The sequence below is a fragment of the Micrococcus sp. TA1 genome, assembly GCF_014199555.1.
Classification (GTDB): domain Bacteria; phylum Actinomycetota; class Actinomycetes; order Actinomycetales; family Micrococcaceae; genus Citricoccus.
The window spans coordinates 64,747-86,330 of record NZ_JACHNW010000004.1 but is presented as its reverse complement, the minus strand read 5'-3'; the positions used below and the strand labels follow the sequence as shown (position 1 = coordinate 86,330).

General features: G+C 71.5%; 21 protein-coding genes. 13 read left to right on the top strand and 8 right to left on the bottom strand.

Features of this window, described 5'->3' with window-relative positions:
* The first annotated feature begins 37 nt into the window (after nt 1–37).
* From GGQ69_RS14875 to GGQ69_RS14865, 3 genes are all read left to right on the top strand, one after another.
* Nucleotides 38–544: a thioesterase family protein gene (locus tag GGQ69_RS14875; RefSeq protein WP_183529949.1), complete on the top strand. Its 507-nt coding sequence runs from the start codon at nt 38–40 to the stop codon at nt 542–544.
* Nucleotides 541–1,515 carry a tryptophan-rich sensory protein gene (locus GGQ69_RS14870; RefSeq protein ID WP_183529947.1) on the top strand — a complete coding sequence of 325 codons (975 nt, stop codon included), beginning with the start codon at nt 541–543 and terminating at the stop codon, nt 1,513–1,515. The genes GGQ69_RS14875 and GGQ69_RS14870 overlap by 4 nt, the downstream gene beginning before the upstream one ends.
* A gap of 67 nt (nt 1,516–1,582) precedes the next feature.
* The gene (locus GGQ69_RS14865) at nt 1,583–1,834 is read left to right on the top strand and encodes a hypothetical protein (protein WP_183529945.1); all 252 of its coding nucleotides are present in this window, start codon (nt 1,583–1,585) and stop codon (nt 1,832–1,834) included.
* A gap of 66 nt (nt 1,835–1,900) precedes the next feature.
* Here the strand turns inward: GGQ69_RS14865 and GGQ69_RS14860 are convergent, their stop codons facing one another.
* The 4 genes from GGQ69_RS14860 to aceA all read right to left on the bottom strand — a co-directional run bounded on the left by GGQ69_RS14860 (nt 1,901) and on the right by aceA (nt 5,919).
* Complete coding sequence (locus GGQ69_RS14860) at nt 1,901–2,071, bottom strand: hypothetical protein (RefSeq protein WP_183529943.1); 171 nt, start codon at nt 2,069–2,071, stop codon at nt 1,901–1,903.
* A gap of 114 nt (nt 2,072–2,185) precedes the next feature.
* Nucleotides 2,186–2,557, bottom strand: a complete 372-nt coding sequence (locus GGQ69_RS14855) for a glyoxalase superfamily protein (RefSeq protein WP_183529941.1) — start codon at nt 2,555–2,557, stop codon at nt 2,186–2,188.
* Between the two features lie 161 nt (nt 2,558–2,718).
* Complete coding sequence (gene aceB, locus GGQ69_RS14850) at nt 2,719–4,392, bottom strand: malate synthase A (RefSeq protein ID WP_183529938.1); 1,674 nt, start codon at nt 4,390–4,392, stop codon at nt 2,719–2,721.
* A gap of 231 nt (nt 4,393–4,623) precedes the next feature.
* Nucleotides 4,624–5,919 (bottom strand): isocitrate lyase, encoded by a 1,296-nt coding sequence (aceA, locus tag GGQ69_RS14845; protein ID WP_183529936.1) that lies wholly within the window; start codon nt 5,917–5,919, stop codon nt 4,624–4,626.
* A 404-nt stretch (nt 5,920–6,323) separates the two neighbouring features.
* On the opposite strand from aceA, the gene GGQ69_RS14840 reads away from it, so the two are divergent.
* Genes GGQ69_RS14840 through GGQ69_RS14825 form a run of 4 tightly spaced genes read left to right on the top strand, consistent with a single transcriptional unit; the run spans nt 6,324 to nt 9,439 of the window.
* Complete coding sequence (locus GGQ69_RS14840; protein WP_255459786.1) at nt 6,324–6,659, top strand: DUF6507 family protein; 336 nt, start codon at nt 6,324–6,326, stop codon at nt 6,657–6,659.
* Nucleotides 6,656–7,768, top strand: coding sequence for a hypothetical protein (locus tag GGQ69_RS14835; RefSeq protein ID WP_183530059.1), 1,113 nt, complete (start codon nt 6,656–6,658; stop codon nt 7,766–7,768). Before GGQ69_RS14840 ends, GGQ69_RS14835 begins: the two co-directional genes overlap by 4 nt.
* Before the next feature lies 1 nt (nt 7,769).
* Nucleotides 7,770–8,144: a hypothetical protein gene (locus tag GGQ69_RS14830; RefSeq protein WP_183529932.1), complete on the top strand. Its 375-nt coding sequence runs from the start codon at nt 7,770–7,772 to the stop codon at nt 8,142–8,144.
* Nucleotides 8,144–9,439: a hypothetical protein gene (locus tag GGQ69_RS14825; protein ID WP_183529930.1), complete on the top strand. Its 1,296-nt coding sequence runs from the start codon at nt 8,144–8,146 to the stop codon at nt 9,437–9,439. Before GGQ69_RS14830 ends, GGQ69_RS14825 begins: the two co-directional genes overlap by 1 nt.
* Before the next feature lie 21 nt (nt 9,440–9,460).
* Here the strand turns inward: GGQ69_RS14825 and GGQ69_RS14820 are convergent, their stop codons facing one another.
* Both GGQ69_RS14820 and GGQ69_RS14815 read right to left on the bottom strand, forming a co-directional pair.
* Nucleotides 9,461–10,312: an NUDIX hydrolase gene (locus GGQ69_RS14820; RefSeq protein ID WP_183529928.1), complete on the bottom strand. Its 852-nt coding sequence runs from the start codon at nt 10,310–10,312 to the stop codon at nt 9,461–9,463.
* 17 nt (nt 10,313–10,329) lie between these two features.
* Nucleotides 10,330–11,016, bottom strand: coding sequence for a TetR/AcrR family transcriptional regulator (locus GGQ69_RS14815; RefSeq protein WP_183529926.1), 687 nt, complete (start codon nt 11,014–11,016; stop codon nt 10,330–10,332).
* Nucleotides 11,017–11,164: 148 nt separating this feature from the next.
* On the opposite strand from GGQ69_RS14815, the gene GGQ69_RS14810 reads away from it, so the two are divergent.
* The 4 genes from GGQ69_RS14810 to GGQ69_RS14795 are packed head-to-tail and all read left to right on the top strand — an operon-like array spanning nt 11,165 to nt 16,138.
* Nucleotides 11,165–12,730 carry a carboxyl transferase domain-containing protein gene (locus GGQ69_RS14810; RefSeq protein ID WP_183529924.1) on the top strand — a complete coding sequence of 522 codons (1,566 nt, stop codon included), beginning with the start codon at nt 11,165–11,167 and terminating at the stop codon, nt 12,728–12,730.
* 5 nt (nt 12,731–12,735) lie between these two features.
* Complete coding sequence (locus GGQ69_RS14805) at nt 12,736–14,754, top strand: acetyl/propionyl/methylcrotonyl-CoA carboxylase subunit alpha (protein ID WP_183529922.1); 2,019 nt, start codon at nt 12,736–12,738, stop codon at nt 14,752–14,754.
* A complete protein-coding gene (locus GGQ69_RS14800; protein ID WP_183529920.1) occupies nt 14,751–15,326 on the top strand; it encodes a MaoC family dehydratase in 576 nt (191 codons plus the stop codon). Before GGQ69_RS14805 ends, GGQ69_RS14800 begins: the two co-directional genes overlap by 4 nt.
* Entirely contained in the window at nt 15,323–16,138 is an 816-nt protein-coding gene (locus GGQ69_RS14795) for a CoA ester lyase (protein WP_183529918.1), read from the top strand. The genes GGQ69_RS14800 and GGQ69_RS14795 overlap by 4 nt, the downstream gene beginning before the upstream one ends.
* 20 nt (nt 16,139–16,158) lie before the next feature.
* On the opposite strand, the gene GGQ69_RS14790 is transcribed toward GGQ69_RS14795, so the two are convergent.
* Nucleotides 16,159–17,145, bottom strand: coding sequence for an NADPH:quinone oxidoreductase family protein (locus tag GGQ69_RS14790; protein ID WP_183529916.1), 987 nt, complete (start codon nt 17,143–17,145; stop codon nt 16,159–16,161).
* Complete coding sequence (locus GGQ69_RS14785; protein WP_183529914.1) at nt 17,142–18,911, bottom strand: AMP-binding protein; 1,770 nt, start codon at nt 18,909–18,911, stop codon at nt 17,142–17,144. Before GGQ69_RS14785 ends, GGQ69_RS14790 begins: the two co-directional genes overlap by 4 nt.
* Nucleotides 18,912–19,106: 195 nt before the next feature.
* On the opposite strand from GGQ69_RS14785, the gene GGQ69_RS14780 reads away from it, so the two are divergent.
* Both GGQ69_RS14780 and GGQ69_RS14775 read left to right on the top strand, forming a co-directional pair.
* Complete coding sequence (locus tag GGQ69_RS14780) at nt 19,107–19,889, top strand: electron transfer flavoprotein subunit beta/FixA family protein (protein ID WP_183529912.1); 783 nt, start codon at nt 19,107–19,109, stop codon at nt 19,887–19,889.
* Nucleotides 19,890–19,950: 61 nt separating this feature from the next.
* Nucleotides 19,951–20,940 carry an electron transfer flavoprotein subunit alpha/FixB family protein gene (locus tag GGQ69_RS14775; RefSeq protein ID WP_183529910.1) on the top strand — a complete coding sequence of 330 codons (990 nt, stop codon included), beginning with the start codon at nt 19,951–19,953 and terminating at the stop codon, nt 20,938–20,940.
* Nucleotides 20,941–21,584: the final 644 nt, after the last annotated feature.

Genomic DNA, 21,584 nt, shown 5'->3' with positions numbered 1-21,584 from the left:
CTGCGGAAGGGGCCGGCGCCGACCCCGAAAGGACGCCATGACCGAGAGATACCTGCCCATCCCCCTGGAACTGCGGTGGTCCGACCAGGACCTGCTGGGCCACATCAACAACGCGCGCGTGGTGACCCTGGCCGAGGAGGCGCGCGTCCGCTTCCAGATGCACGTGGACGGCCCGGACTCCGTGGCGGAGTCCCAGTCCGTGGGCGGACGCGTGGTGGCCCGGCAGGTCATCGACTACCACCGCCCGGCTCACTACGGCACCCCGCTCGAGGTGCGCGTGGGGGTGCTCCGGGTGGGCACCAGCTCCTTCACCCTGCGCCACCAGGGCGTCCAACAGGACCGGCCCGTGTTCACGGTGGACGCCGTGATGGTGGTGATCACCGGTGACGGATCATCCCGGCCGCTGACGGACACCGAGCGGGCCGGACTCGAGGACTGGCGCTGGCCGGACCCCGGGCGCGTCGAGGACGAGCGGGCCGGGGGAGCCGGCGTCGTGACGGCCGGGGCGGCACCGTCCGGCGCCGGCCCGGGGGGCGGCTCATGAGCACCGCCCCCGCCCACGGACCTGCCCGGCCGGCCCGCGCCCCCGGCGCGGCCGGTGCCCTGGCCACCCGGACCGGTCAGACCGCGACGGCGGTGGTCATCGTGCTCGCCATCGTCAGCGCCTTCGTCGGTTCCGGCGCGATCGGCGGGACCCCGATCGTGGAGGCCGCCGACGGCTGGCTGACGGCGGACAGCACCTGGATCGCCCCGGCCGGGCCCGCCTTCTCCATCTGGTCGGTCATCTACACCGGCCTCGTGGGCTACGGGATCTGGCAGTTCTTCCCGGCCGCGGACACCCCCCGGCACAACGCCGCACGGCCGTGGATCCTCGCGGGGGTCGTCCTGAACTCGGCCTGGATCTGGGTCGTGCAGGCCGGCTGGCTGGCCGTCAGCGTGCTCGTCATCGTCCTGTTGCTGGCCTGCCTGTGCCGGGTCCTCGTGATCCTGGAGTCCGCACGCTACCGCGAAGCCGACCCGCCGGCGACGGCGGTCGGTGCCGGAGGGACCGCCGCCCCGTCCCGGGGATCCGCCGCGCGCTGGACCGAGCGGATCCTGCTCGACGGCGTCCAGGGGCTCTACCTGGGCTGGGTCACCGTGGCGACCCTGGCCAACACGGCGGCATGGCTGGCGTCCCTCGGCTGGACCGGTGCGCCGCTGGGGCCGGTCGTCTGGGCGACCATCCTGGTGGTGGTCGCCACGCTGATCGCCACGGCCACGGCGCTCTACGACGGTGGCCGGTTCGCCCCGGCGCTGGCGACCGCCTGGGGGCTGGCGTGGATCGCCGTCGGGCGCTCCGACGGCTCGGGGCTGCAGTCGGCGTCGCTGGCGCTCACCGCGGCCGGCGCCTCGGTCCTGGTCGTGCTGGCCACCATCGCCGCCTGGCTGCTGTCCCGCAGATCCGTCACCGGGGAGGCGCGTGACCTGATCGCCGACGCCCTGGACGGCGACGGTGATCCGATCGACGGGCGCTGAGCCCCTGACCTGCCCGGGGGGTCGGGAGTATCCTCCGAGCATCCATCATGCCGGAGCAGGAGGCCCCATGAGTACCGAACCACGCACCCCTGGTGATCCCGACGAAGCCCCCGCGGGAGCCCCGTCCCAGGAGGCAGCGGAGGAGACCCGAGCAGCTGCCGAGGAGGCCCGGGAGGCCGCTGAGGAGGCGCGTGCCGCCGCCGAGGAGGCCCGGGAGGCCGCTGCGGAGGCCAAGAGGCGTCACGATGCCGATGACGCCCGGGCCGACGAATGGGAGGAGGAGTCCTTTCCCGCCTCCGACCCCCCGGCCAATTACTGACTCACGCGAAGGGCCCCGGAGACCATTCCTGGTCTCCGGGGCCCTTCGCGTGAGGCGGGGTGGCGCTCAGTAGTTGGCCGGCGGGTCAGAGGCCGGGAAGGTGTCCTCGACCTGCTCGTCCAGCTCCTCCTCGGTCTCCGGGCCGCGCGAGGACTTCTCGTTCTCGCTGAACTGGGTCTGCGGCTCGTCGAGACGGTCCTCGTCCGGGACCTCCGGGTTGACGGGTTCGGTGCTCATACGTCCTCCTGTAAGTAGGTCGGGCCTCCAGTCTGCACCACGTTCCCGGGGGCACGGAAACGGCATCCCCGGGCGAGACCGGTGAGCGGAAGGCGCGGCTGAATAGGGGGAAGGTCAGGATCCCGGTGGCATCTGCTGCAGGGACCAGGTGTTCCCGTCGGGATCGGCGAAGTAGACGAACCGGCCCCAGGGCTGCTCGTCGACATCGCTGCAGTCGACGCCCCGGGACACCAGTTCGGCCCGGGCGGCGTCGGCGTCCGCGATGACCATCTGGAGGCCCTTCTGCGAGCCCGGGGCCATCTCGGTGATGCCCACGCCCAGGGCCACCGAACAGGCCGATCCCGGCGGGGTGAGCTGGACGAAGCGCAGGTCGGGGGAGATGACGTGGTCGTGGTCGGCGTGGAACCCCACCTGGTCGACGTAGAAGCCCTTGGCCCGGTCGACGTCGGTGACCGGCAGGGCCACGAGCTCGATCTTCATGTCCATGACGCACAGGGTAGACGCAGCCCGCCGGCCATGGCACGGTCCGACGACGCATCCCCCCGGACAGGGGAGCGGCGGCCGGATCCGCCCCCGGGTCCCGATGATCACGGGTCCAGAGGGGCGGATCCGGCCGCCGCGTGCCGGGGTGCGGGCGCCGGGCCGGGTCAGGCGGTGGCGCCCGCCATCTCCTGCCGCGCCGGGGCGTTGGCCGAGAGGAACTGCCGGTAGGCAGGCAGGGTCAGGAAGTCCGGGAACTCCTCGGCCAGGGCGGATCCGGCGAACACGGCGAGCGCGTCGTCGAAGCGGTCCCCCTCGGAGCGCTCAATGGCCGCGAACTCCTCGTCCATCAGTTCCTGGACCCACTCGCGGGTCACGGTGCGGGTGCCGCCGTCGGACAACCGTGCCGTGGAACCGGCGTTGATCCACTGCCAGATCTGGGAACGCGAGATCTCCGCGGTGGCGGCGTCCTCCATGAGGTTGTGGATGGCGGCCGCGCCGTTGCCCCGCAGCCAGGACTCCACGTAGCGGATGCCGACCTCGATGTTGGTGCGCACGCCCTTCTCGGTGATCTCCCCGGGCGTCTGGGAGACGGCCAGCAGACCCTGGGCGTCCGGGGTCACGTCCTCGCGCTTGGCGGAGCGGATCTGGTTGCGGCGGTCGCCCAGCACCTCGTCGAAGACCTCCATGGCCACCGGGACCAGGTCCGGGTGGGCCACCCAGGAGCCGTCGAAGCCGTCGTTGGCCTCGCGGGTCTTGTCCTCGCGCACCTTGGCCAGCGCCATCTCGTTGGCCTCCGGGTCACGGCGGTTCGGGATGAAGGCCGCCATGCCACCGATCGCCGAGGCGCCGCGCTTGTGGCAGGCGCGCACCAGCTGGTCGGTGTAGGAGCGCATCATCGGGGCGGTCATCGTCACGTCCGCCCGGTCCGGCAGCACGAACTCCTCGCCGCGGTCCCGGAAGTTCTTGATGATGGAGAAGATGTAGTCCCAGCGTCCGGCGTTCAGGCCGGCGGCGTGGTTGCGCAGCTGGTAGAGGATCTCCTCCATCTCGAACGCGGCGGTGATCGTCTCGATCAGCACGGTGGCGCGGACGGTGCCCTGCGGGATGCCGAGGTGGTCCTGGGCCACCACGAACACGCAGTTCCACAACCGGGCCTCGAGGTGGTTCTCGGTCTTGGGCAGGTAGAAGTACGGACCGATACCGCGCCGCAGCAGCTCCTTGGCGTTGTGGAAGAAGTACAGGCCGAAGTCCACCAGCGACCCGGACATCGGCTCGCCGTCCACCATCAGGTGGTCCTCGTCCAGGTGCCAGCCGCGGGGACGGACGATGATGGTCGGCCGGTCCACCAGCTGCACGCCGCCGAGCTTGTACTCCTTGCCCTCCGGGGAGGTGAAGTCGATCTTGCGGCGGATGGCGTCCTTGAGGTTCACCTGGCCGTTGAGCACGTTCGACCACGACGGCGAGGAGGAGTCCTCGAAGTCGGCCAGCCAGCACTTCGCCCCGGAGTTCAGCGCGTTGATCGTCATCTTGCGGTCCACCGGGCCGGTGATCTCGACCCGGCGGTCCTTCAGCCCGGGCGAGAGCGGGGCGACGCGCCAGGACTCGTCCTCACGGATGGAACGGGTCTCGGTCAGGAAGTCCGGGGTCCACCCCTGGGAGATGCGCTCGCGGATCTCCTGTCGCCGGGCCAGCAGCTCGGCGCGGCGGCCGTTGAACCGGCGGTGCAGCACGGCCAGGAACTCGAGGGCGTCCGGGGTGAGGATCTCCTCCTGCCGCGGCAGGTGGGGTCCGGTGATCGTCACGCCGTTAAGGGTGATGGGCTGGTCGGTGGGGTACATGGTGGTCTCCTTGGGAGTGTGGCCGTTCCGCCCTAGGCGGGGGCCGGAGGAAAAGTGGTTGCTGTGCCCCGGGCTGGTGAGGGGAGAGGAGGGCGACGGCGGCGCCTGTCGGTGGGGCGTCGGCGTCGGGCTGGTGTTCGGGTCCGGTGGGGAAGGCAGGTGGCGGCCGGGCCGGGAGGGCCCGGCCGCCACCGGTGCGTCAGCTCGGCGCGAGGCCGGCCGCGGTGGGGATCAGTGGAACTGTCCGGCCTCGGTGGAGCCGGCCAGCGCCGTGGTGGAGCTGTCGGGGTTGACCGCGGTGGAGATGGCGTCGAAGTACCCGGTGCCGACCTCGCGCTGGTGCTTGGTGGCGGTGTAGCCGCGGGCCTCGTCGGCGAACTCCCGCTCCTGCAGCTCCACGTAGGCGGACATCTGGCGCTCGTTGTACCCCTTGGCCAGGTCGAACATGGAGTGGTTCAGGGCGTGGAAGCCGGCCAGGGTGATGAACTGGAAGGTGTAGCCCATGGCCCCCAGCTCGCGCTGGAACTTGGCGATGGTCTCGTCGTCCAGGTTCTTCCGCCAGTTGAAGGACGGGGAGCAGTTGTACGAGAGCATCTGGTCCGGGAACTCGGACTTGACGGCCTCGGCGAACTTCTTGGCCAGCTCCAGGTCCGGGGTGCCGGTCTCCATCCAGATCAGGTCGGAGTAGGGGGCGTAGGCCTTGGCGCGGGCGATGCAGGGCTCGATGCCGTTGCGCACCTTGTAGAAGCCCTCGGCGGTGCGCTCACCGGTGATGAACTCGGCATCGCGCTCATCCACGTCGGAGGTGATCAGGGTGGCGGCCTCCGCGTCGGTCCGGGCGATGACCACCGAGTTGACGCCGGAGACGTCTGCGGCCAGGCGGGCGGCGTTCAGGGTGCGGATGTGCTGACCGGTCGGGATCAGCACCTTGCCACCCAGGTGACCGCACTTCTTCTCGGAGGCCAGCTGGTCCTCCCAGTGCACCCCGGAGGCACCGGCGGCAATCATGGCCTTCATCAGTTCGTAGGCGTTCAGCGGGCCGCCGAAGCCGGCCTCGGCGTCGGCCACGATCGGGACCAGGTAGTCCTCGACGGTCTGGATGCCCTCGGAGAACTCGATCTGGTCGGCGCGCATCAGGGCGTTGTTGATGCGGCGCACCACGGCCGGGACGGAGTTGGCCGGGTACAGGGACTGGTCCGGGTAGGTGTGGCCGGAGAGGTTCGCGTCAGCGGCGACCTGCCAACCGGAGAGGTAGATGGCGCGCAATCCGGCCTTGACCTGCTGGACGGCCATGTTGCCGGTGAGGGCCCCCAGGGCGTTGGTGAACTTGCCCTCGGCGTGCTCGGTGGTCAGCTGCTCCCAGAGCTTGTCGGAACCGCGGCGGGCCAGGGTGTGCTCCTCCTGGACGCGGCCGCGCAGCTTGACGACGTCCTCAGCGGTGAAGGTGCGCTCGGTGTTGGCCCACCGGGGGTTGTGGTCCCAGTCGTGCTGGAGCTGTTCGGCGGATGCGGGGGTGTTCGGTTCCATGTCGGCTCTCCTGCGAGTCGGGTGTGGACTGTGGCGGTCGAAGTGATGTGGATCGCTTCGTTGACCACCAGTCTTGACCGCGGCAAGCCCCCGTGGGGTGGAGATCGGCGGAAAATTTCACCCCATCTTCACAATGGTCAGAAAGGTGATATCTCGCGCTGAACGAGCCTTGTATCGCTTCTGGCAGGTTCGGATGGGGCCAAAAGTGTCATTCCTTGACAAGGGGGCTCATCGCCGCCTCGCGCCCCCGCGCCCGCGGGCCGGGGCGGGCCCGTCGGAGCGCCAGGCGGGTGCACGGCAGGAGGATGGGGAGAACTCCCCATCGCGGCCGGGGCGGACCGTTCCTAGACTGTCGAGAGTCGTGGGGCCGGTGAGGCCGTGCCGAGGATGGGAGGGTGGACACCATGGTTGACTACCGGGTGGATGAGGACGGCGCCAACGGCGTCATAGCGGCGACCCGCACACATGCCGGCGAGTTCGAAGCGCTCATCACCGATCTGCGCACCGCCGTGGAGGGCACCGCGGCAGAGTGCCAGAGCACGCTGATCGCCGGTGCCCTCCAGGAGGTCCACGACGGCTACCTCGCGCCCGTGGCGACGATGGCCCACTGGCGCAGCACCAACATCGTCAACGAGGGCCAGAAGATGGTGAACGCCTTCATCGACGGCAACGAGCAGATGGCGGCGGACGCCCGGAGCGAGATCTCGGACGTCCCCTCGAGCTGGGAGGACGCCCAGTGAGTGTCGACCTCGGCGGCCTGCCCGCCTTCCCCGACACGGGAGCACTGCGGGCGGCCGCCCAGGGGATCAGGGATGCGGGGAAGGCGATCTCCGACCGGGCGGACGAGGTCAAGGCCAGTTGGGGCGACATCCAGGCCAACGGGTACATCACGTCGGACACCCTGGACATGGGCACTGTCTATGCTGCCGCCGACCCCGTCGTCGACTACGGCGATGCCGGCAGGTCCGGGACGCGGGCGGTCTACCTGGCCATCGATGCCTACTGCGATGCGATGGACGGGCTGAAGGACGCCTATGACAGTGCGGTCGCGGGGGCCTTGGCCTGCTACGCCGACGTGGCCGACGAGCAGGAGGCCCAAAGCGCGGTCAACGCCGTCGCGCAGCAGATGGCCGAGCTGGAGGAGCAGTGCGCTCACAACATCAGGGCCGTCAACCCGGACACCCCGTACACCCCCGGGCAGTTCGCGGGCCCGGAGGCCGGCGCCACCAGCGCCCTGGTCCAGGAGGCCCTCGAGGGGCACCGGGTCCACAGGTTCACCTTCGACGTCGTGGACACCATCACCGTCACGTCGGTGCGGTACACCGACCTCCAGATCGAGTTCGCGGACGGCAGCAGGCTCCGGTACACGGAACTCGACCTGACCCAGACGAGGGTCGAGACGCGTACCCCGGTCGTCATCGCGGCCGACCTGCCCAACCCGCCCGGATGGGCGAAGTGGGGCGGCCGCTTCCTGGAGGGGGCGGACGTCGTCCTGTCGGCATGGGGCAACTACTCCGAGGAATGGAACCAGGACCTCGTCGAGAACCCGGGGATGACCACGGCAGAGCAGACCGGCAGCGCGGTCAAGTCGGCCACGCTCGGTGCCGGTGGCTCCTTCCTGGGCTCCGCGGGTGGCGCCTGGGGCGGCGCGGCCGCCGGTGCGGCCGTGGGCACCATGGTCGGTGGCCCGGTGGGGACCGTGGTCGGCGGCATCATCGGGGGCGTGGCCGGTGGTATCGCAGGTGGCTGGGGTGGAGAGATCCTGGGCAATACCATTGACAACTGGACGGACGGCGAGGGCTTCGCCGATGGCGTGAAGAACGCCTGGAACAACTTCTGGGGAGGCTGAGTTGTCGGACAACCAGATGATCGCGATCGCCATCACGGGGATCTTCTGCCTGGCGGCACTGTGGTCCGGTGTCATGAGCGCGCGAGCCTATCGGGGGAGCTGGCGCGGGTGGATGGCCATCCACCCCCCGCTCACCCTCTGGGGGCCGCACTGGGGGCTGCTGACCCTGGCGGTCTACTCCGTCACCTCGCTCATCGGCGGGATCCTGCTGGGCCTCGCGCAGGCCGGGGGCTCGTCCTGGATGCAGGTGGCATCCATCGCGGTGCTCATCACGGGCATCGTCGTCGGGATGATCGTCAGCCACGTCCTGCCTGATCGCTGGCGACCGGAGTGGTATCGACACCAGGCTGTGGGCTCCTCGGTGGGGAGGCGCTGATGGCGGCCGAGTCCGCCCTCGCACTGGAGCAGTGGGGCGTCCGGTGGAGCGTGCCGGCCGACTGGACCGACGTGACGGCCGACGTCGCGATGCCGGGGGTGTCCCGGGTCCTGCGCGGGCCGTCCCGCGAGGGACTCCTCGCGCCCTCGGCCGTGCTGACGGTCCACGACTTTCCGGGGACCATGACCCAGCTGTCCACGGTGAACATCGCGACGTGGTCGGTCCTGTACCCGGACCTCCACGTGCTGTCGGTGGACGAGTTCAGGGGCGGGCGGCGCGTGGAGGCCACGGCCACGCAGGGCGGGATGCACCTGCACTTCACCCACGCCTGCACCGTGGTCGAGGGATACAGCATCGGGCTGACGGTGACGGTCGCCGAGGCGGACGTGCCCGCGCTGGACCGCACCGTCGGTGACATCCTGTCCTCCGTGGAGTACCCCGAGCACGCCGTGGCGCTCGATGCACCCGCTTACGCCTGGGTCCCGGACCGGGCGCCGACGCCCGCCGCCGGCTTCACGGACTCCGGCGGGCAACCCGTGGAACGCCTCGACGACCTCAACCGCCGGCAGTCCTGGGTCTCGGAGGGCCCCGTCCTCGACCGGGACCAGGTGGAACTGCTGCGTCGCCTGATGGACTCCGGCCGGGGCCTGGGCCGCCTCGAGCGCGGCACCTATGCCCGCCAGCTGCAGGCACTCCAGGACGCGCACCTGTGCGATGAGCGCGGCAGGGTGACCCCGGCCGGCTCCACCGTGGTCGCGCCCCTGCGGGACGCCGAGGCCAGCGTGCGCGTGATCACACGGCGGGGATCCCGGACGAGCATCCTGCAGGCGTGGCGTGGAGACCGCGGGGGGACGACCGTCCTGGCGGGCCCGGATGCGGCCGCCCAATGGGCCACGGGCCCGGAACAGCCCCTCGCCGACCGCCAGACGCTGGACATGGTCCAGTCGGGCACGGAGGCAGCGGTGATCGCCGCCTGGGTCGGCGCCGGCCCCACCTGGCCCGTCCTGGACCGGGACGTGACCGTGATGTCCTCGGTCATGACCCGGCTGGCGGAGGGTTCCCCCGTCGAGGCGGACGACCTGCCCGAGTCCCTCCGGGGACGGGGCCTGCTGGTGTGGAGCCTGCAGGCCGGACCGGACAAGGCACCGCTGCTCTTCCTGAACATCGACGGCGTGTCACACGCCGAGGTGGTCAGGGAGGTCGACCGGGCCGTCGTGGTCCCCATCAGCAGCCGCAACCTCTACCGCAGGATCAGGATGCTCCTGGAGCCGGGACTGGGCACGCGGCAGCGGTAGGCCGGTGCATTCCGGAGCGCCTCACGCCGGTGGGCCGGACGTGGAACTCCCGGCGGCCAGGTCGCGGGCGAAGTCCTCGTGGCCGGGGAAGTCGATGATCCGGCGCGGCTTCCGGCTGGCGACCGTCGGCTGGACGGGGGCGAGGGTGCCGCCGATGGCCAGCGCGGAGTCGAGGTCGGGGGCCCCGGCGAGGGCACGGAACTGGGCCCAGGTGGGCGGCATCAGCTGGTGGACGCCGGCGCGGAAGTCCTGCAGGGCCGTCGTCGCGGTGGTCCACCGACTGTCCGCGCCCTCGAAGGACAGGGTGCCCGGTTCCTGCCCGTGGGGCAGGGCGGCCAGGAAGAAGTAGGTGTCGTAGCGCCGGGGTTCGCCCTCCGGGGTGACCCAGCGGGACAGTGCACGCAGTCCACCGGCGTCCGGCTGGAGGCCGTGCTCGGCCAGCAGGGTGGCGAAGTCGAGCTCGTGGTCCTCCACCCGTCGGCGGGCATCGTCCGGGAGCCCGGCCAGGGTGCCGCCGTCCACCGGGCGCCCGTCCCGGTGCCGGGCCAGCAGCACCCCCGTCTCCTCGAAGGTCTCGCGCACGACGCCGGCCAGCACCATCCCCGCGGTGTCCGGTTCCAGTCGCAGCCGGTGGCCCCAGTCGACCAGGTCGGTGCCGGCCCAGAAGTCCGCCGGCAGCTCGTCGGCGGCGTCGATGCGCCCGCCGGGGAAGGCGGAGACCCCCGCGCTGAAGGCCAGGGCGGTGTGCCGGGTGATGGTGAAGACCTCCGGGGCCGGGGAGCCCGTACCGGGCCTCAGGAGCAGGACCGTGGCCGCCCGGGGGATTCCCGGGGTCGTCGGTGCATCGGAGCGGTGCTGGGCGGAGGAGGGCATGGGCTCAGGGTAGGCGGTCAACCGGTCAGGGCCCGCCAGGCCATCGATGCCAGGACGTCTATGACGTCGGATCCCTCCGACCCGTCCGACCTGTCCGTCCCGTCGGGGGCGTCTGACCCGCCCGCCCCGTCGGCGTCGGGTGCGCCGGGTGCGCCGTCCGGGCGGTGGGCCGCGGGTGTGCGTGCCGGTCCCCCGGCGCTGTGCGGGGTCGAGTTGAGCAGGCCGAAGGTGGCCATCAGGCGGATCTGGCGCTCGCCGTCGTCGAGGTCCGGGCGCAGCCCGGCCAGGGGCCCGTCCCAGGACTGGACGTACTCGCGCTGCAGGCGGCGCACACGCCGGTTGTCCTCGGGTGCCAGGGCCGGCAGCTCGCGGTCCTGCAGACGGATGACGTCCGGATCCGAGGTGGCGAAGTCCAGGTGGAACCGGATGAGCCGCTCGAGGGTCTCGCCGGGCTCGCGCTCGCTGTCGAGGATCTCCCGCCCACCGGCCAGCAACCGTTCGGAGACGTCCACGAGGATCTCGGCCAGCAGGGCGTCCTTGCTGGAGAAGTGCTTGTACAGGGCCGGTCCGCTCATGCCGACGGCCTCACCGAGCTCCCCGGTGGACACGGCTGCGAAGCCGCGCTCGGCGAACAGGTGGGCGGCCGAGCGGATCAGCGCGGCCCGCCGGTTCGCCTTCTGGGTGGCCCTCCAGGTTGCGGTCATGATGTCCTCCCCGTCGACTGGTCTGGATCAATGATAGACAATTTCAGTTAGAGACCAGTAACCTGAATTCCGGGCCGCGCTCGTGACCGACGAGGCGTGGCCCACACGAGAAGTCCGACAACGTTCTCCCGAAGGGCGGCTCCTGCTGATGTCGACCACGTACCCCGACCTGATCGCCGAGCTGAGACAGCGGCGTGCCGACGCCGCGCTCGGTGGTCCCCAGGCCTCGCGCGAGCGGCACCTGGCCCGCGGCAAGATGCTCGCGCGGGACCGCATCGACGCCCTGCTGGATGAGGGCAGCCCCTTCCTGGAGGTGGCCCCGCTGGCCGGGTTCGAGCTCTACGGCGGCGACGCCCCGTCCGGGGGAGTGGTGGCCGGGATCGGACTGGTCCACGGCCGTCACGTCATGGTGGTCGCCAACGACGCCACCGTCAAGGGCGGGACGTACTACCCGATCACGGTGAAGAAGCACCTGCGGGCCCAGGAGATCGCCGCGGAGAACCGGTTGCCCTGCATCTACCTGGTGGACTCCGGCGGCGCGTTCCTGCCGATGCAGGACGAGGTCTTCCCGGACCGGGACCACTTCGGCCGCATCTTCTACAACCAGGCCCGGATGTCCCGGGACGGCATCCCGCAGATCGCCGCGGTCATGGGCTCCTCGACCGCCGGCGGCGCCTACGTTCCGGCGATGAGCGACGAGACCGTGATCGTGCGCAACCAGGGCACCATCTTCCTCGGCGGTCCCCCGCTGGTGAAGGCCGCCACGGGAGAGGTCGTCACCGCCGAGGACCTCGGAGGCGGTGAGGTGCACTCGAAGGTCTCCGGCGTGACCGACCACCTGGCCGAGAACGACGAGCACGCGGTGCAGATCGTGCGGGACATCGTGGCCACCCTGCCCGACAGCCCGGCCCTGCCCTACGAACCGGCCGCGGTGACCGGGCCGGAGAAGTCCCCGGAGACCCTCACCGACGTGGTCCCCGTGGAGCTGACCACGCCCTATGACGCGCGGGAGATCATCGCCCGGACCATCGACGCCGGCAGCTTCCACGAGTTCAAGCGCGAGTACGGGACCACCCTGGTCACCGGCTTCGCCCGCGTCCACGGGCACCGGGTGGGCATCCTGGCCAACAACGGCGTCCTGTTCGGCGAGTCCGCCCTCAAGGGGGCCCACTTCATCGAGTTGTGCGACCAGCGGAAGATCCCGCTGCTGTTCCTGCAGAACATCACCGGGTTCATGGTGGGGCGGGAGTACGAGTCCGGCGGCATCGCCAAGCACGGCGCCAAGATGGTCAACGCTGTGGCCACCACCTCCGTGCCCAAGCTGACCGTCGTGGTCGGCGGGTCGTTCGGCGCCGGCACCTACTCGATGTGCGGCCGGGCGTACTCCCCGCGCTTCCTGTGGCTCTGGCCGGGGGCGCGGGTGTCCGTGATGGGCGGGCCCCAGGCCGCCTCCGTGCTCTCCACCGTCCGCCGCGACCAGATCGAGGCCGGCGGCGGCACCTGGAGCGCCGAGGAGCAGGCCGAGTTCGAACGGCCCACGCGTGAGCAGTACGAACACCAGGGCAGCCCCTACTACTCCACCGCACGGCTCTGGGACGACGGGATCATCGAGCCCGCCCAGACCCGGGACGTCGTCGGCCTCGCGCTCGACGTGGTCATGCGGTCCCCCGATCCGTCAACCCCGGCGCCGGGCTACGGCGTCTTCAGGATGTGAGCCGCATGTTCTCGAAAGTGCTGATCGCCAACCGCGGCGAGATCGCCTGCCGCATCATCCGCACCCTCCGGTCCCTGGGCATCCGGTCGGTGGCGGTGTACTCCGACGCCGACGCCGGCGCGCGCCACGTGCAGCTGGCCGACAGCGCCGTGCGCCTCGGTCCGCCACCGGCCGCCCAGAGCTACCTGGACATCGGGGCCGTGATCGAGGCCGCCCGGTCCACCGGCGCCGAGGCCATCCATCCCGGGTACGGCTTCCTCGCCGAGAACGCCACGTTCGCGCAGGCCTGTGAGGACGCCGGCCTGGTCTTCATCGGCCCGAGGGCGGGGTCCATCCAGGTCATGGGGGACAAGATCACCGCCAAGAACGCGGTCCAGCAGCGCGGCGTGCCCACTGTCCCGGGCATCGCGAAGCCGGGCATGACGAACGAGGAGCTGGCCGCCGCGGCCGGGGACGTCGGCTATCCGCTGCTCATCAAGCCCTCCGCAGGCGGAGGCGGCAAGGGCATGCACGTGGTCGAGTCGGCGGACCAGCTGGCCTCGTCCCTGGATGCCGCCCGGCGCGAGGCCGCCGCGAGCTTCGGGGACGACACCCTGTTCCTGGAGCGCTACGTCCTCACCCCGCGCCACATCGAGGTCCAGGTGCTGGCGGACGAGCACGGCAACGTCATCCACCTCGGCGAGCGCGAGTGCTCCCTGCAGCGCCGCCACCAGAAGGTCATCGAGGAGGCGCCCTCGCCGCTGCTGGACGAGGCCACGCGCGCACGCATCGGACAGGCCGCCTGCGACACAGCCCGGTCGGTGGACTACCGGGGTGCGGGCACCGTCGAGTTCATCGTCCCCGCGGACTCCCCCGACGAGTTCTTCTTCATGGAGATGAACACCCGGCTGCAGGTCGAGCACCCGGTCACCGAGGAGGTCACGGGGGTCGACCTGGTCGAACAGCAGCTGCGCATCGCCGCCGGCGAGGTCCTGGACCTGGCCCAGGAGGACATCGTCCTGACGGGCCATTCCATCGAGGCGCGCGTCTACGCCGAGGACCCGGCCGCCGGGTTCCTGCCCACCGGCGGCACCGTGGAACACGTCCGGCACCCCGCCGGGGACGGCGTGCGGGTGGACACCGCCATCGAGGACGGCCTCGTGGTCTCCGTGGACTACGACCCCATGCTGGCCAAGGTCATCACGTGGGGCCGGGACCGCGAGGAGGCCCGCCGCCGGATGGTCACGGCCCTCGAGGACACGGCCATCGTCGGCTTCACCACCAATGTCGAGTTCCTGCGCGCGCTGCTGGAATTGCCCGATGTCGTCGCCGGCCGGCTCGACACCGGGCTGATCGCCCGTGAGCTGGACGCCATCGGCTTCGCGGTGCCCACCGAACGGGACGTCCAGGAGGTCGCCCTGCTGATGGACGCGGCCCGCGGGACCGACGCCGGCCCGTGGCGCCGGCGCGACGGATGGCGGCTGGGCGCCCCGGCGCCCCGGCAGATCCGCCTGGCCGCGCCGGACGGCACGACGCACACGGTGCGGCTGGCCGGGCCCGTGGACTCCCCGGTCGTGGTCACCGACCGCGGCGAGCTGCCCGCCCAGGTGCGCCGGCACGGGCACTGGGCCACCGTGACGATCGACGGTGTCGGCCGCAGCTTCACGGCCGTCGTCGGGCCCGACGGGGTGCAGCTGAACCGCGAGGGCGCCCTGTTCGACATCCGGCGCGAGCGCACGGAGCACGGGGTCGACGCGGAGGCCAGTTCGGACCCCACCCTGGTCTCCCCGATGCCCGGCACCGTCCTGCTCACCCCCGCCGCCGACGGTGACGTGGTGGCCGAGGGGGACCCGGTGATCGTCGTCGAGGCGATGAAGATGGAACACGTCATCCGCTCGACCGTGACCGGCACGGTGCGGCTGCACGCCGGCGTCGGGGACGCCGTGAGCCGCGACCAGGTGCTGGCCGTCATCACCGTCGAGGACGGTGCCGACGGGCGCGCGGACGCGAACTGGGACGACGAGAAGGTCGAGGAGGCCTCATGACCGGCAGGCGGATCGAGCAGCGCGGGCTGTACTTCGACGAGATGGAGGAGGGGGCGGTCTACGTCCACGCCCCGGGGCGCACCGTCACCGAGGCGGACAACGTCCTGTTCACCACGCAGACCATGAACACCCAGTCCCTGCACCTGGACGCCGCCTGGTCCGCCGGCACGGAGTTCGGGGAACCGCTGGTCAACAGCATGTTCACCCTCTCCACGCTGGTGGGGCTGTCCGTCGCCCAGTTGACCCAGGGCACGATCGTGGCGAACCTGGGCTTCTCCGAGGTGACCTTCCCGGCCCCGGTGCGGCACGGGGACACGCTCTACGCCGAGACGCTGATCGCCGCCAAGCGCCGGTCGACGTCCCGGCCGCACCAGGGGATCGTGGAGTTCCACCACACCGCGCGGAACCAGGACGGGACCGTGGTGGCCGTGGCCAAGCGGTCCACGCTGATGCAGGTGTCGCCGGCGGCACTGGCCGGTGAGGGTGGTGCGGGTGGTCGGAGCGCCGGTGCCCCGGACCCGGCGGCCGGGACGGCGTCCGCGGACGGACTGGCACCGGGAGGCGCGGCATGAGCGGCGCGCACCCGGGCCCGGCGATCCTGTTCTGCCCGGCCGACCGGCCCGACCGCTATGCCAAGGCCGCTGCCGCGGCCGACGCCGTGATCATCGACCTCGAGGACGCCGTCGCCCCGGCGGACAAGGACACCGCGCGGGAGCACGTCGCGGCCTCGTCCCTGGACCCGGAGTCCACGATCGTCCGGGTCAATCCCGTCGGGACGCTCGAGCACGACCTGGACCTGGCGGCCCTCGAGGGCGGGCCGTACCGCCTGCTGATGCTGGCCAAGACGGAACACGCCGGGCAGCTCGACCACCTGCAGGAGGCCGGGTACCGGGTCATCGCGCTGTGCGAGACGGCGGCCGGCGTGGAGAACGCGGCCGAGATCGCCCGGCACCCGGCCGTGGTGTCCCTGATGTGGGGCGCCGAGGACCTGGTGGCCTCCATGGCCGGCCGTTCCAGCCGGTTCGCGGAGGGGCAGCACCGGGGCCGGTACCGGGACGTCGCCCGGTACGCCCGCTCGCGGGTGCTGATCGCCGCGAACGCCGCCGGCAAGGTGGCGGTGGACTCGGTGTTTCTCGACATCCCGGACCTGGACGGGCTGCGGGCCGAGGCCGAGGACGCCGCGGCGTCCGGATTCGCCGCCACCGCCTGCATCCATCCCTCGCAGGTGGCCGTCATCCGCGAGTCCTACGCCCCGGGTGATGAGGAACTGGAGTGGGCCCGGGCGGTGCTGGCCGAGGCCCAGCACCAGCCGGGGGTGTTCCGGTTCCGGAACCGGATGGTGGACGAGCCGGTGCTGCGCCAGGCACGGCGGATCGTGGGCTGAACCGGGGCGGTGCGGCGTGGTCAGTCCTTGACGATGACCACGACCTTGCCCACGGCCGTCCGGTCCTCGATGGAGGCCAGCGCCTCCGCCGCGCGTTCCACCGGGTAGACGTGGTCGACCACCGGGTGCAGGGAACCGGCGTCCAGCAGGTCCTGCACCCCCCGCTGGACGCGCGCGAGGGTCCCCGGGCGCTCGCCCTCCATCCCGTCCATCGCCATGCCCCTCAGCGTGAGGTTGCGCAGCAGCAGGCGGTTCGTCCTGATCTCCGGGATGGTCCCGCTCGCGAACCCGACGACGACACCGGTGCCGCCGATCCGCAGTGCCCGGACGGCGTCGAGGAACCCCTCGCCGCCGACCATGTCGACGAAGCCCTGCACGCCGTGCCCCGCGGTCAGCGAGCGGACCTCCTCGAGCCAGGGACCGGTGGAGCGGAGGACGTGCGTGGCACCGGCGGACCGGGTGATCCGTTCCTTCTCATCCGAGGACACCAGGGCGATCGTCGAGATGCCCTGGGCCCGGGCGATGTCCAGGACGGCCGTGCCGACACCCCCGGCGGCACCCGTCACGAGCACCGTTCCGCCCGGACACACCTCCGTGCCCTCGAGGGCGTACAGGGCGGTGGAGTAGTTCATCTGGACCCCGGCGGCGTGGACGAAGTCCATGCCCTCCGGGATCCGGACCAGGTAGTCCTCCAGCGCCAGCGCGCGCTCGGCCAGCCCGCCGTGCCAGACGGAGCCCGCCACCCGGTCCCCGGGGCGGAAGGCGGAGTCCGCGGGGGCCTCGAGCACGACGCCGGCCACCTCGCTGCCCGCGATGTACGGTGCCTCGAGACGGTGCTGGTACTTCCCCCGTGTCTGCAGGGGGTCGATGAAGGACAGCCCCGCGGCATGCACGTCCACCAGGATCCTGCGGCCGCCGGCCCGGTCGTGGGCCCCCGACGGCTCGGGCACGTCCCGGAGCGTCGCGACCGCCGGGCCGCTCAACTCCGGGATGACGACGGCCCTCACGACTCCGCCGCCTCCTGGCGCAGCAGGGCGTCGGTGTACTCCACGGCGGTCTGCGCGCCACCCGAGGCGACCGCGGCAGGCGAGGAGCCGCCGTCGGGGTGGACGTCGGCCTCCCGCCGGCGGAGCTCGACGCGGCGGATCTTGCCGGAGACCGTCTTGGGCAGGTCGTGGAACTCCAGGCGGCGGATGCGCTTGTAGGGCGCCAACGAGTCCCGGCAGTGCTGCAGGATCGCCCGGGCGGTCTCCTCGGTGGGTTCCCAGCCCTCGGCGAGCTGGACATAGGCCTTGGGAACGGCGAGCCGGATGGGATCCGGCGAGGGGACCACGGCGGCCTCGGCGACCGCCGGGTGCTCGATGATCGCCGACTCCAGCTCGAACGGGGACAACCGGTAGTCGGAGGCCTTGAAGACGTCGTCGTTGCGGCCGACATAGGTGATGATGCCGTCCGCGTCCCGGGAGACCAGGTCACCGGTGTGGTAGACACCGTCCCGGAACGCCTCGGCCGTGCGCTCGGGATCCCCCCAGTACCCCGTGGTCAGCCCGACCGGGCGGGGGTCCAGGCGCAGGCAGAGCTCGCCGACCTCGGCGGACTCCTCGCCCGTGTCCGGGTCGATCAGCACGACGTCGTACCCCGGCAGCGGACGGCCCATGGCCCCCGGCCGCACGGGCTGGCCCGGGGTGTTGGCCACCTGCAGGGTGGACTCGGTCTGGCCGAAGCCATCCCGGATCTGGGTGCCCCAGGCCTTCTCCACCTGGGCGATAACCTCGGGATTGAGGGGCTCGCCGGCCGCCACGATCTTGGTGGGCGGGTTCTCCAGCTGGGTCAGGTCGGCCTGGATCAGCATGCGCCAGACGGTGGGCGGCGCGCAGAAGCTGGTGACGCCCTCCCGGTCCATCTGGTGCATCAGGGCCTTGGCGTCGAACCGGCCGTAGTTGTAGAGGAACACGGTGGCCTCGGCGATGAAGGGGGCGAAGAAGTTGGACCAGGCGTGCTTGGCCCAGCCGGGCGAGGCCACGTTGAGGTGCACGTCGCCGGGCTCGAGGCCGATCCAGTACATCGTGGACAGGTGGCCCACCGGGTAGGACGTGTGCGTGTGCTCGACGAGCTTGGCCTTCGAGGTGGTGCCGGAGGTGAAGTACAGCAGCATCGTCTCATCGGCCCGGGTGGGCTCGTCGAGGCCGAAGGAGGTGGGCGCGGTGAACGAGTCGCGCCAGTCGTGCACGGGCCGGGCGGGGGACCCGCCGTCGGGCCGTGCACCGATCTGCACCAGCTGGAAGTCACCGGGGACCGTGTCGAACTTGGCCGCCTCCGTCCCGTTGGTGACCACCCAGGAGGCCTGACCGCGCGCGACCCGGTCGGCGAGGTCGGCCGGGCCGAGCATCACGGTGGAGGGGATCACGGGTGCGCCGATCCGGATGCAGGCCAGCATTACCTCCCACAACTCGACCTGGTTGCCCAGCATGACGATGACGTGGTCTCCACGGCGCACCCCGATCCCGCTCAGCCAGGCGGCGACCTGCGTGGACCGTTCCGCCAGGTCACGGTAGGTCCGGCGCTCGCTGGTGCCGTCCTCACCGGTGATCACGAGGGCGGGCTGACCGCCGCGATCCCCCGCGGCCACGTGGTCGATCCAGTCCGAGGCGAAGTTGAAGTGCTCGAACCTGGGCCAGGCGAAGGTCTGGTGTGCCGTGTCCGGATCGGTGCGACAGGCGAGGATCTGGTCGCGGGACTGGCGGAAGAGCTCGGCGGGGGACTGTGCGGTCATGGGATACCTCTCGGAGCCTGACAAGCGCGAATCACCGTCAGCAGACGCGTGTTCGGGAGTCCGTCGTGGGTGGAATGTGACCCAGACTACAGTCCCTTACTCGGAAGACCTAGTATTCAGTTGGAAGTCCTAGTAAGTTGGCGCGCAGACCCACACGAGATGATTCCCGTCCGCCGACGGGCAAGGAGAGCACGCATGAGGATTGTGGTTTTGGCCAAGCAGGTTCCGGATACCTGGTCCGATCGGAAGATCGACCTGGAGTCGGGGATGCTGGACCGGGCGGCCTCGGAGCCGGTGCCGGATGAGATCAATGAGCGGGCCCTGGAGAACGCGCTGCAGTTCAAGGACGGGCACCCGGACGCGGAGATCGTGGTCCTGGTGATGGGGCCCGAGGATGCCACGAAGACGCTGCGGAAGCTGCTGTCCATGGGCGCCGATTCGGCCGTGCTGGTGACGGACGCGTCCCTGGCGGGGTCGGACATGGTGCAGACCGCCAGGGTGCTGGCCGCGGCGATCGAGAAGATCGGCGGTGTGGACCTGGTGGTGGCCGGCAACGAGGCCACCGACGGCCGGGGCGGGATGATCCCGGCCATGGTCGCCGAGGTCCTGGGACTGCCGGTGCTGCCGGGCCTGGACATGATCGAGATCGCCGCGGACCGGGTCTCCGGCACGGCGGGCGTGGACGGGGGAACGTTGCAGGTCTCGTCCTCGCTGCCTGCCGTGGTGTCGGTGACCGAGAAGACGGCCGAACCGAGGTTCCCGAACTTCAAGGGGATCATGGCCGCGAAGAAGAAGCCGCTGCAGACCTGGTCGCTGGCGGAGCTGGGCATCCAGGCCGGGCCGGAGGCCGCCTCGGTGCGGTCGGTGATGGTCTCGGCCACGGCGCGACCGCCGAAGCAGGCCGGTCCGAAGGTTGCCGACGACGGCACCGCCGCATCCCAGCTGGCCGAGTTCCTGGCCGCCCACCGGCTCATCTGAGTTCGCCGGCGAAGTCCTCCCCGAAGACCAGAACACGTGACGAGCTGAAGGAAGCACGCAGATGTCGAACGTTGGAAATGTCCCAGTCCTGATCGAGACCACCAGTGAGGGCGCCCCGAAGTCCACCGCGGCGGGTCTGCTCGGGGCCGCCGCGCAGATCGGTGTCCCGGTCGCGGTGGCCGTGACCGTCCCGGGGGCGGCCGGCACGCTGGCGGCGGACCTGGGCGCACTGGGCGCGGCCCAGGTGTACCTCGCCGAGTCCGAGACGGCGGCCACCGAGCTGGGTTCCGCCCAGGTCGGCGCCCTGGCCGATGCCGTCCAGGCCTACCAGGCCCCGGTGGTGCTGCTCTCGGCCACGAACGACTCCAAGGCCGTGGCCGGCCGGCTGGCGATCGTGGCCGGCGGGTCCGTGGCCGCGGACGCCGTTGGCATCTCCTATGACGAGGAGGGCCAGGAGGTCATCGCCACGCACGCGGTGTTCGGCGGGGACTTCACCACCGAGTCCACCGTGGAGGGCGGGTTGATGATCGCCACCATCCGTCCCGGGTCGATCGAGGCCCGGGCCGAGGCCGTGGCGGCCCCCGAGGTCAGGACCGCGGCCGTCTCGACGACCACTGCCCGGGGCGCGAGCATCGACTCCGTGGACGAGGCCCCGGCCTCCACCGGTCGCCCGGCGCTGCGCGGGGCTAAGACCGTGGTCTCCGGTGGCCGCGGGGTCGGGTCCAAGGAGGCCTTCAGCGTGGTCGAGGACCTCGCCGACGCCCTCGGCGCCGCCGTGGGCGCCTCCCGCGCGGCCGTGGATGCCGGGTACGTGCCGCAGTCCTACCAGGTCGGCCAGACCGGGGTGACGGTGACCCCGGAGCTGTACGTGGCCCTGGGCATCTCCGGTGCCATCCAGCACCGCGCCGGGATGCAGACGGCCAAGACCATCGTGGCGATCAACAAGGACGAGGACGCCCCGATCTTCGAGGTCGCCGACTTCGGCGTCGTCGGTGACGTCTTCAAGGTCGTCCCCCAGCTGATCGAGGAGATCAACAACCGCCGCAACTGACGCCTGGCGCGTCCTGCGCCCCGGGGTGCGGGACGCGTACCCGGGACGGAGCCCCACCCCCCCCACGCCGTGACCATCCCCGCGAAGGACTGAGACGCCTCATGAGTACCGAGCAGAACCCGGGACCGCGCACGGTCCGGCGCCGCATGGCCGGTTACACCCCGCCGGCGCCGCGATCCGGGGAGCCGGACACCGCCCCCGACGTGTCGATGACGGCCGCCACCCCGTCCCCGCCACCCGCGGCAGGGGCGACAGGGGTGACGCCGGCTCGCCAGGAACCGGCCGCACGGTCCGGAGGGGACCCTGTAGTGGAGGCCGCGACACCTCCCGAGGGTGAGCCCCAGGCGCAGCCTGCCACGGCGACGGCCGCGGGCCCCACCCGCAAGCGCCGCATGGGCAGTACGCCCGCTCCTCCGCCCTCTGCCGTGCAGGCCCCGGCGCCCGCGTCTGAGGCCCGCGTGAGTGCTTCCGACACCCCGGTTGCCGAGACCTCCTCCCCGCACGACGCATCCCTCGCCATCGGGGGTGGCCACGGGACCGGTGAACCCGCGCCTGCTCCGGCGCGCAGGCGCCGCATGGGCGGCGCCCCGGCGGCGCGGTCTGCTGAGGCCGTGCCACCGGGGGGCCAGGACGGGGGGACGTCG

Bases quoted from the DNA above. Each gene is read 5' to 3' on its own strand.
- aceB (WP_183529938.1), bottom strand. From the start codon at position 4,392: ATGTACCCCACCGACCAGCCCATCACCCTTAACGGCGTGACGATCACC.
- GGQ69_RS14805 (WP_183529922.1), top strand. From the start codon at position 12,736: ATGTTCTCGAAAGTGCTGATCGCCAACCGCGGCGAGATCGCCTGCCGC.
- GGQ69_RS14840 (WP_255459786.1), top strand. From the start codon at position 6,324: ATGGTTGACTACCGGGTGGATGAGGACGGCGCCAACGGCGTCATAGCG.
- GGQ69_RS14870 (WP_183529947.1), top strand. From the start codon at position 541: ATGAGCACCGCCCCCGCCCACGGACCTGCCCGGCCGGCCCGCGCCCCC.
- GGQ69_RS14860 (WP_183529943.1), bottom strand. From the start codon at position 2,071: ATGAGCACCGAACCCGTCAACCCGGAGGTCCCGGACGAGGACCGTCTC.
- GGQ69_RS14785 (WP_183529914.1), bottom strand. From the start codon at position 18,911: ATGACCGCACAGTCCCCCGCCGAGCTCTTCCGCCAGTCCCGCGACCAG.
- GGQ69_RS14820 (WP_183529928.1), bottom strand. From the start codon at position 10,312: ATGCCCTCCTCCGCCCAGCACCGCTCCGATGCACCGACGACCCCGGGA.
- GGQ69_RS14810 (WP_183529924.1), top strand. From the start codon at position 11,165: ATGTCGACCACGTACCCCGACCTGATCGCCGAGCTGAGACAGCGGCGT.
- aceA (WP_183529936.1), bottom strand. From the start codon at position 5,919: ATGGAACCGAACACCCCCGCATCCGCCGAACAGCTCCAGCACGACTGG.
- GGQ69_RS14775 (WP_183529910.1), top strand. From the start codon at position 19,951: ATGTCGAACGTTGGAAATGTCCCAGTCCTGATCGAGACCACCAGTGAG.
- GGQ69_RS14795 (WP_183529918.1), top strand. From the start codon at position 15,323: ATGAGCGGCGCGCACCCGGGCCCGGCGATCCTGTTCTGCCCGGCCGAC.
- GGQ69_RS14855 (WP_183529941.1), bottom strand. From the start codon at position 2,557: ATGGACATGAAGATCGAGCTCGTGGCCCTGCCGGTCACCGACGTCGAC.
- GGQ69_RS14780 (WP_183529912.1), top strand. From the start codon at position 19,107: ATGAGGATTGTGGTTTTGGCCAAGCAGGTTCCGGATACCTGGTCCGAT.
- GGQ69_RS14825 (WP_183529930.1), top strand. From the start codon at position 8,144: ATGGCGGCCGAGTCCGCCCTCGCACTGGAGCAGTGGGGCGTCCGGTGG.
- GGQ69_RS14865 (WP_183529945.1), top strand. From the start codon at position 1,583: ATGAGTACCGAACCACGCACCCCTGGTGATCCCGACGAAGCCCCCGCG.
- GGQ69_RS14815 (WP_183529926.1), bottom strand. From the start codon at position 11,016: ATGACCGCAACCTGGAGGGCCACCCAGAAGGCGAACCGGCGGGCCGCG.
- GGQ69_RS14875 (WP_183529949.1), top strand. From the start codon at position 38: ATGACCGAGAGATACCTGCCCATCCCCCTGGAACTGCGGTGGTCCGAC.
- GGQ69_RS14800 (WP_183529920.1), top strand. From the start codon at position 14,751: ATGACCGGCAGGCGGATCGAGCAGCGCGGGCTGTACTTCGACGAGATG.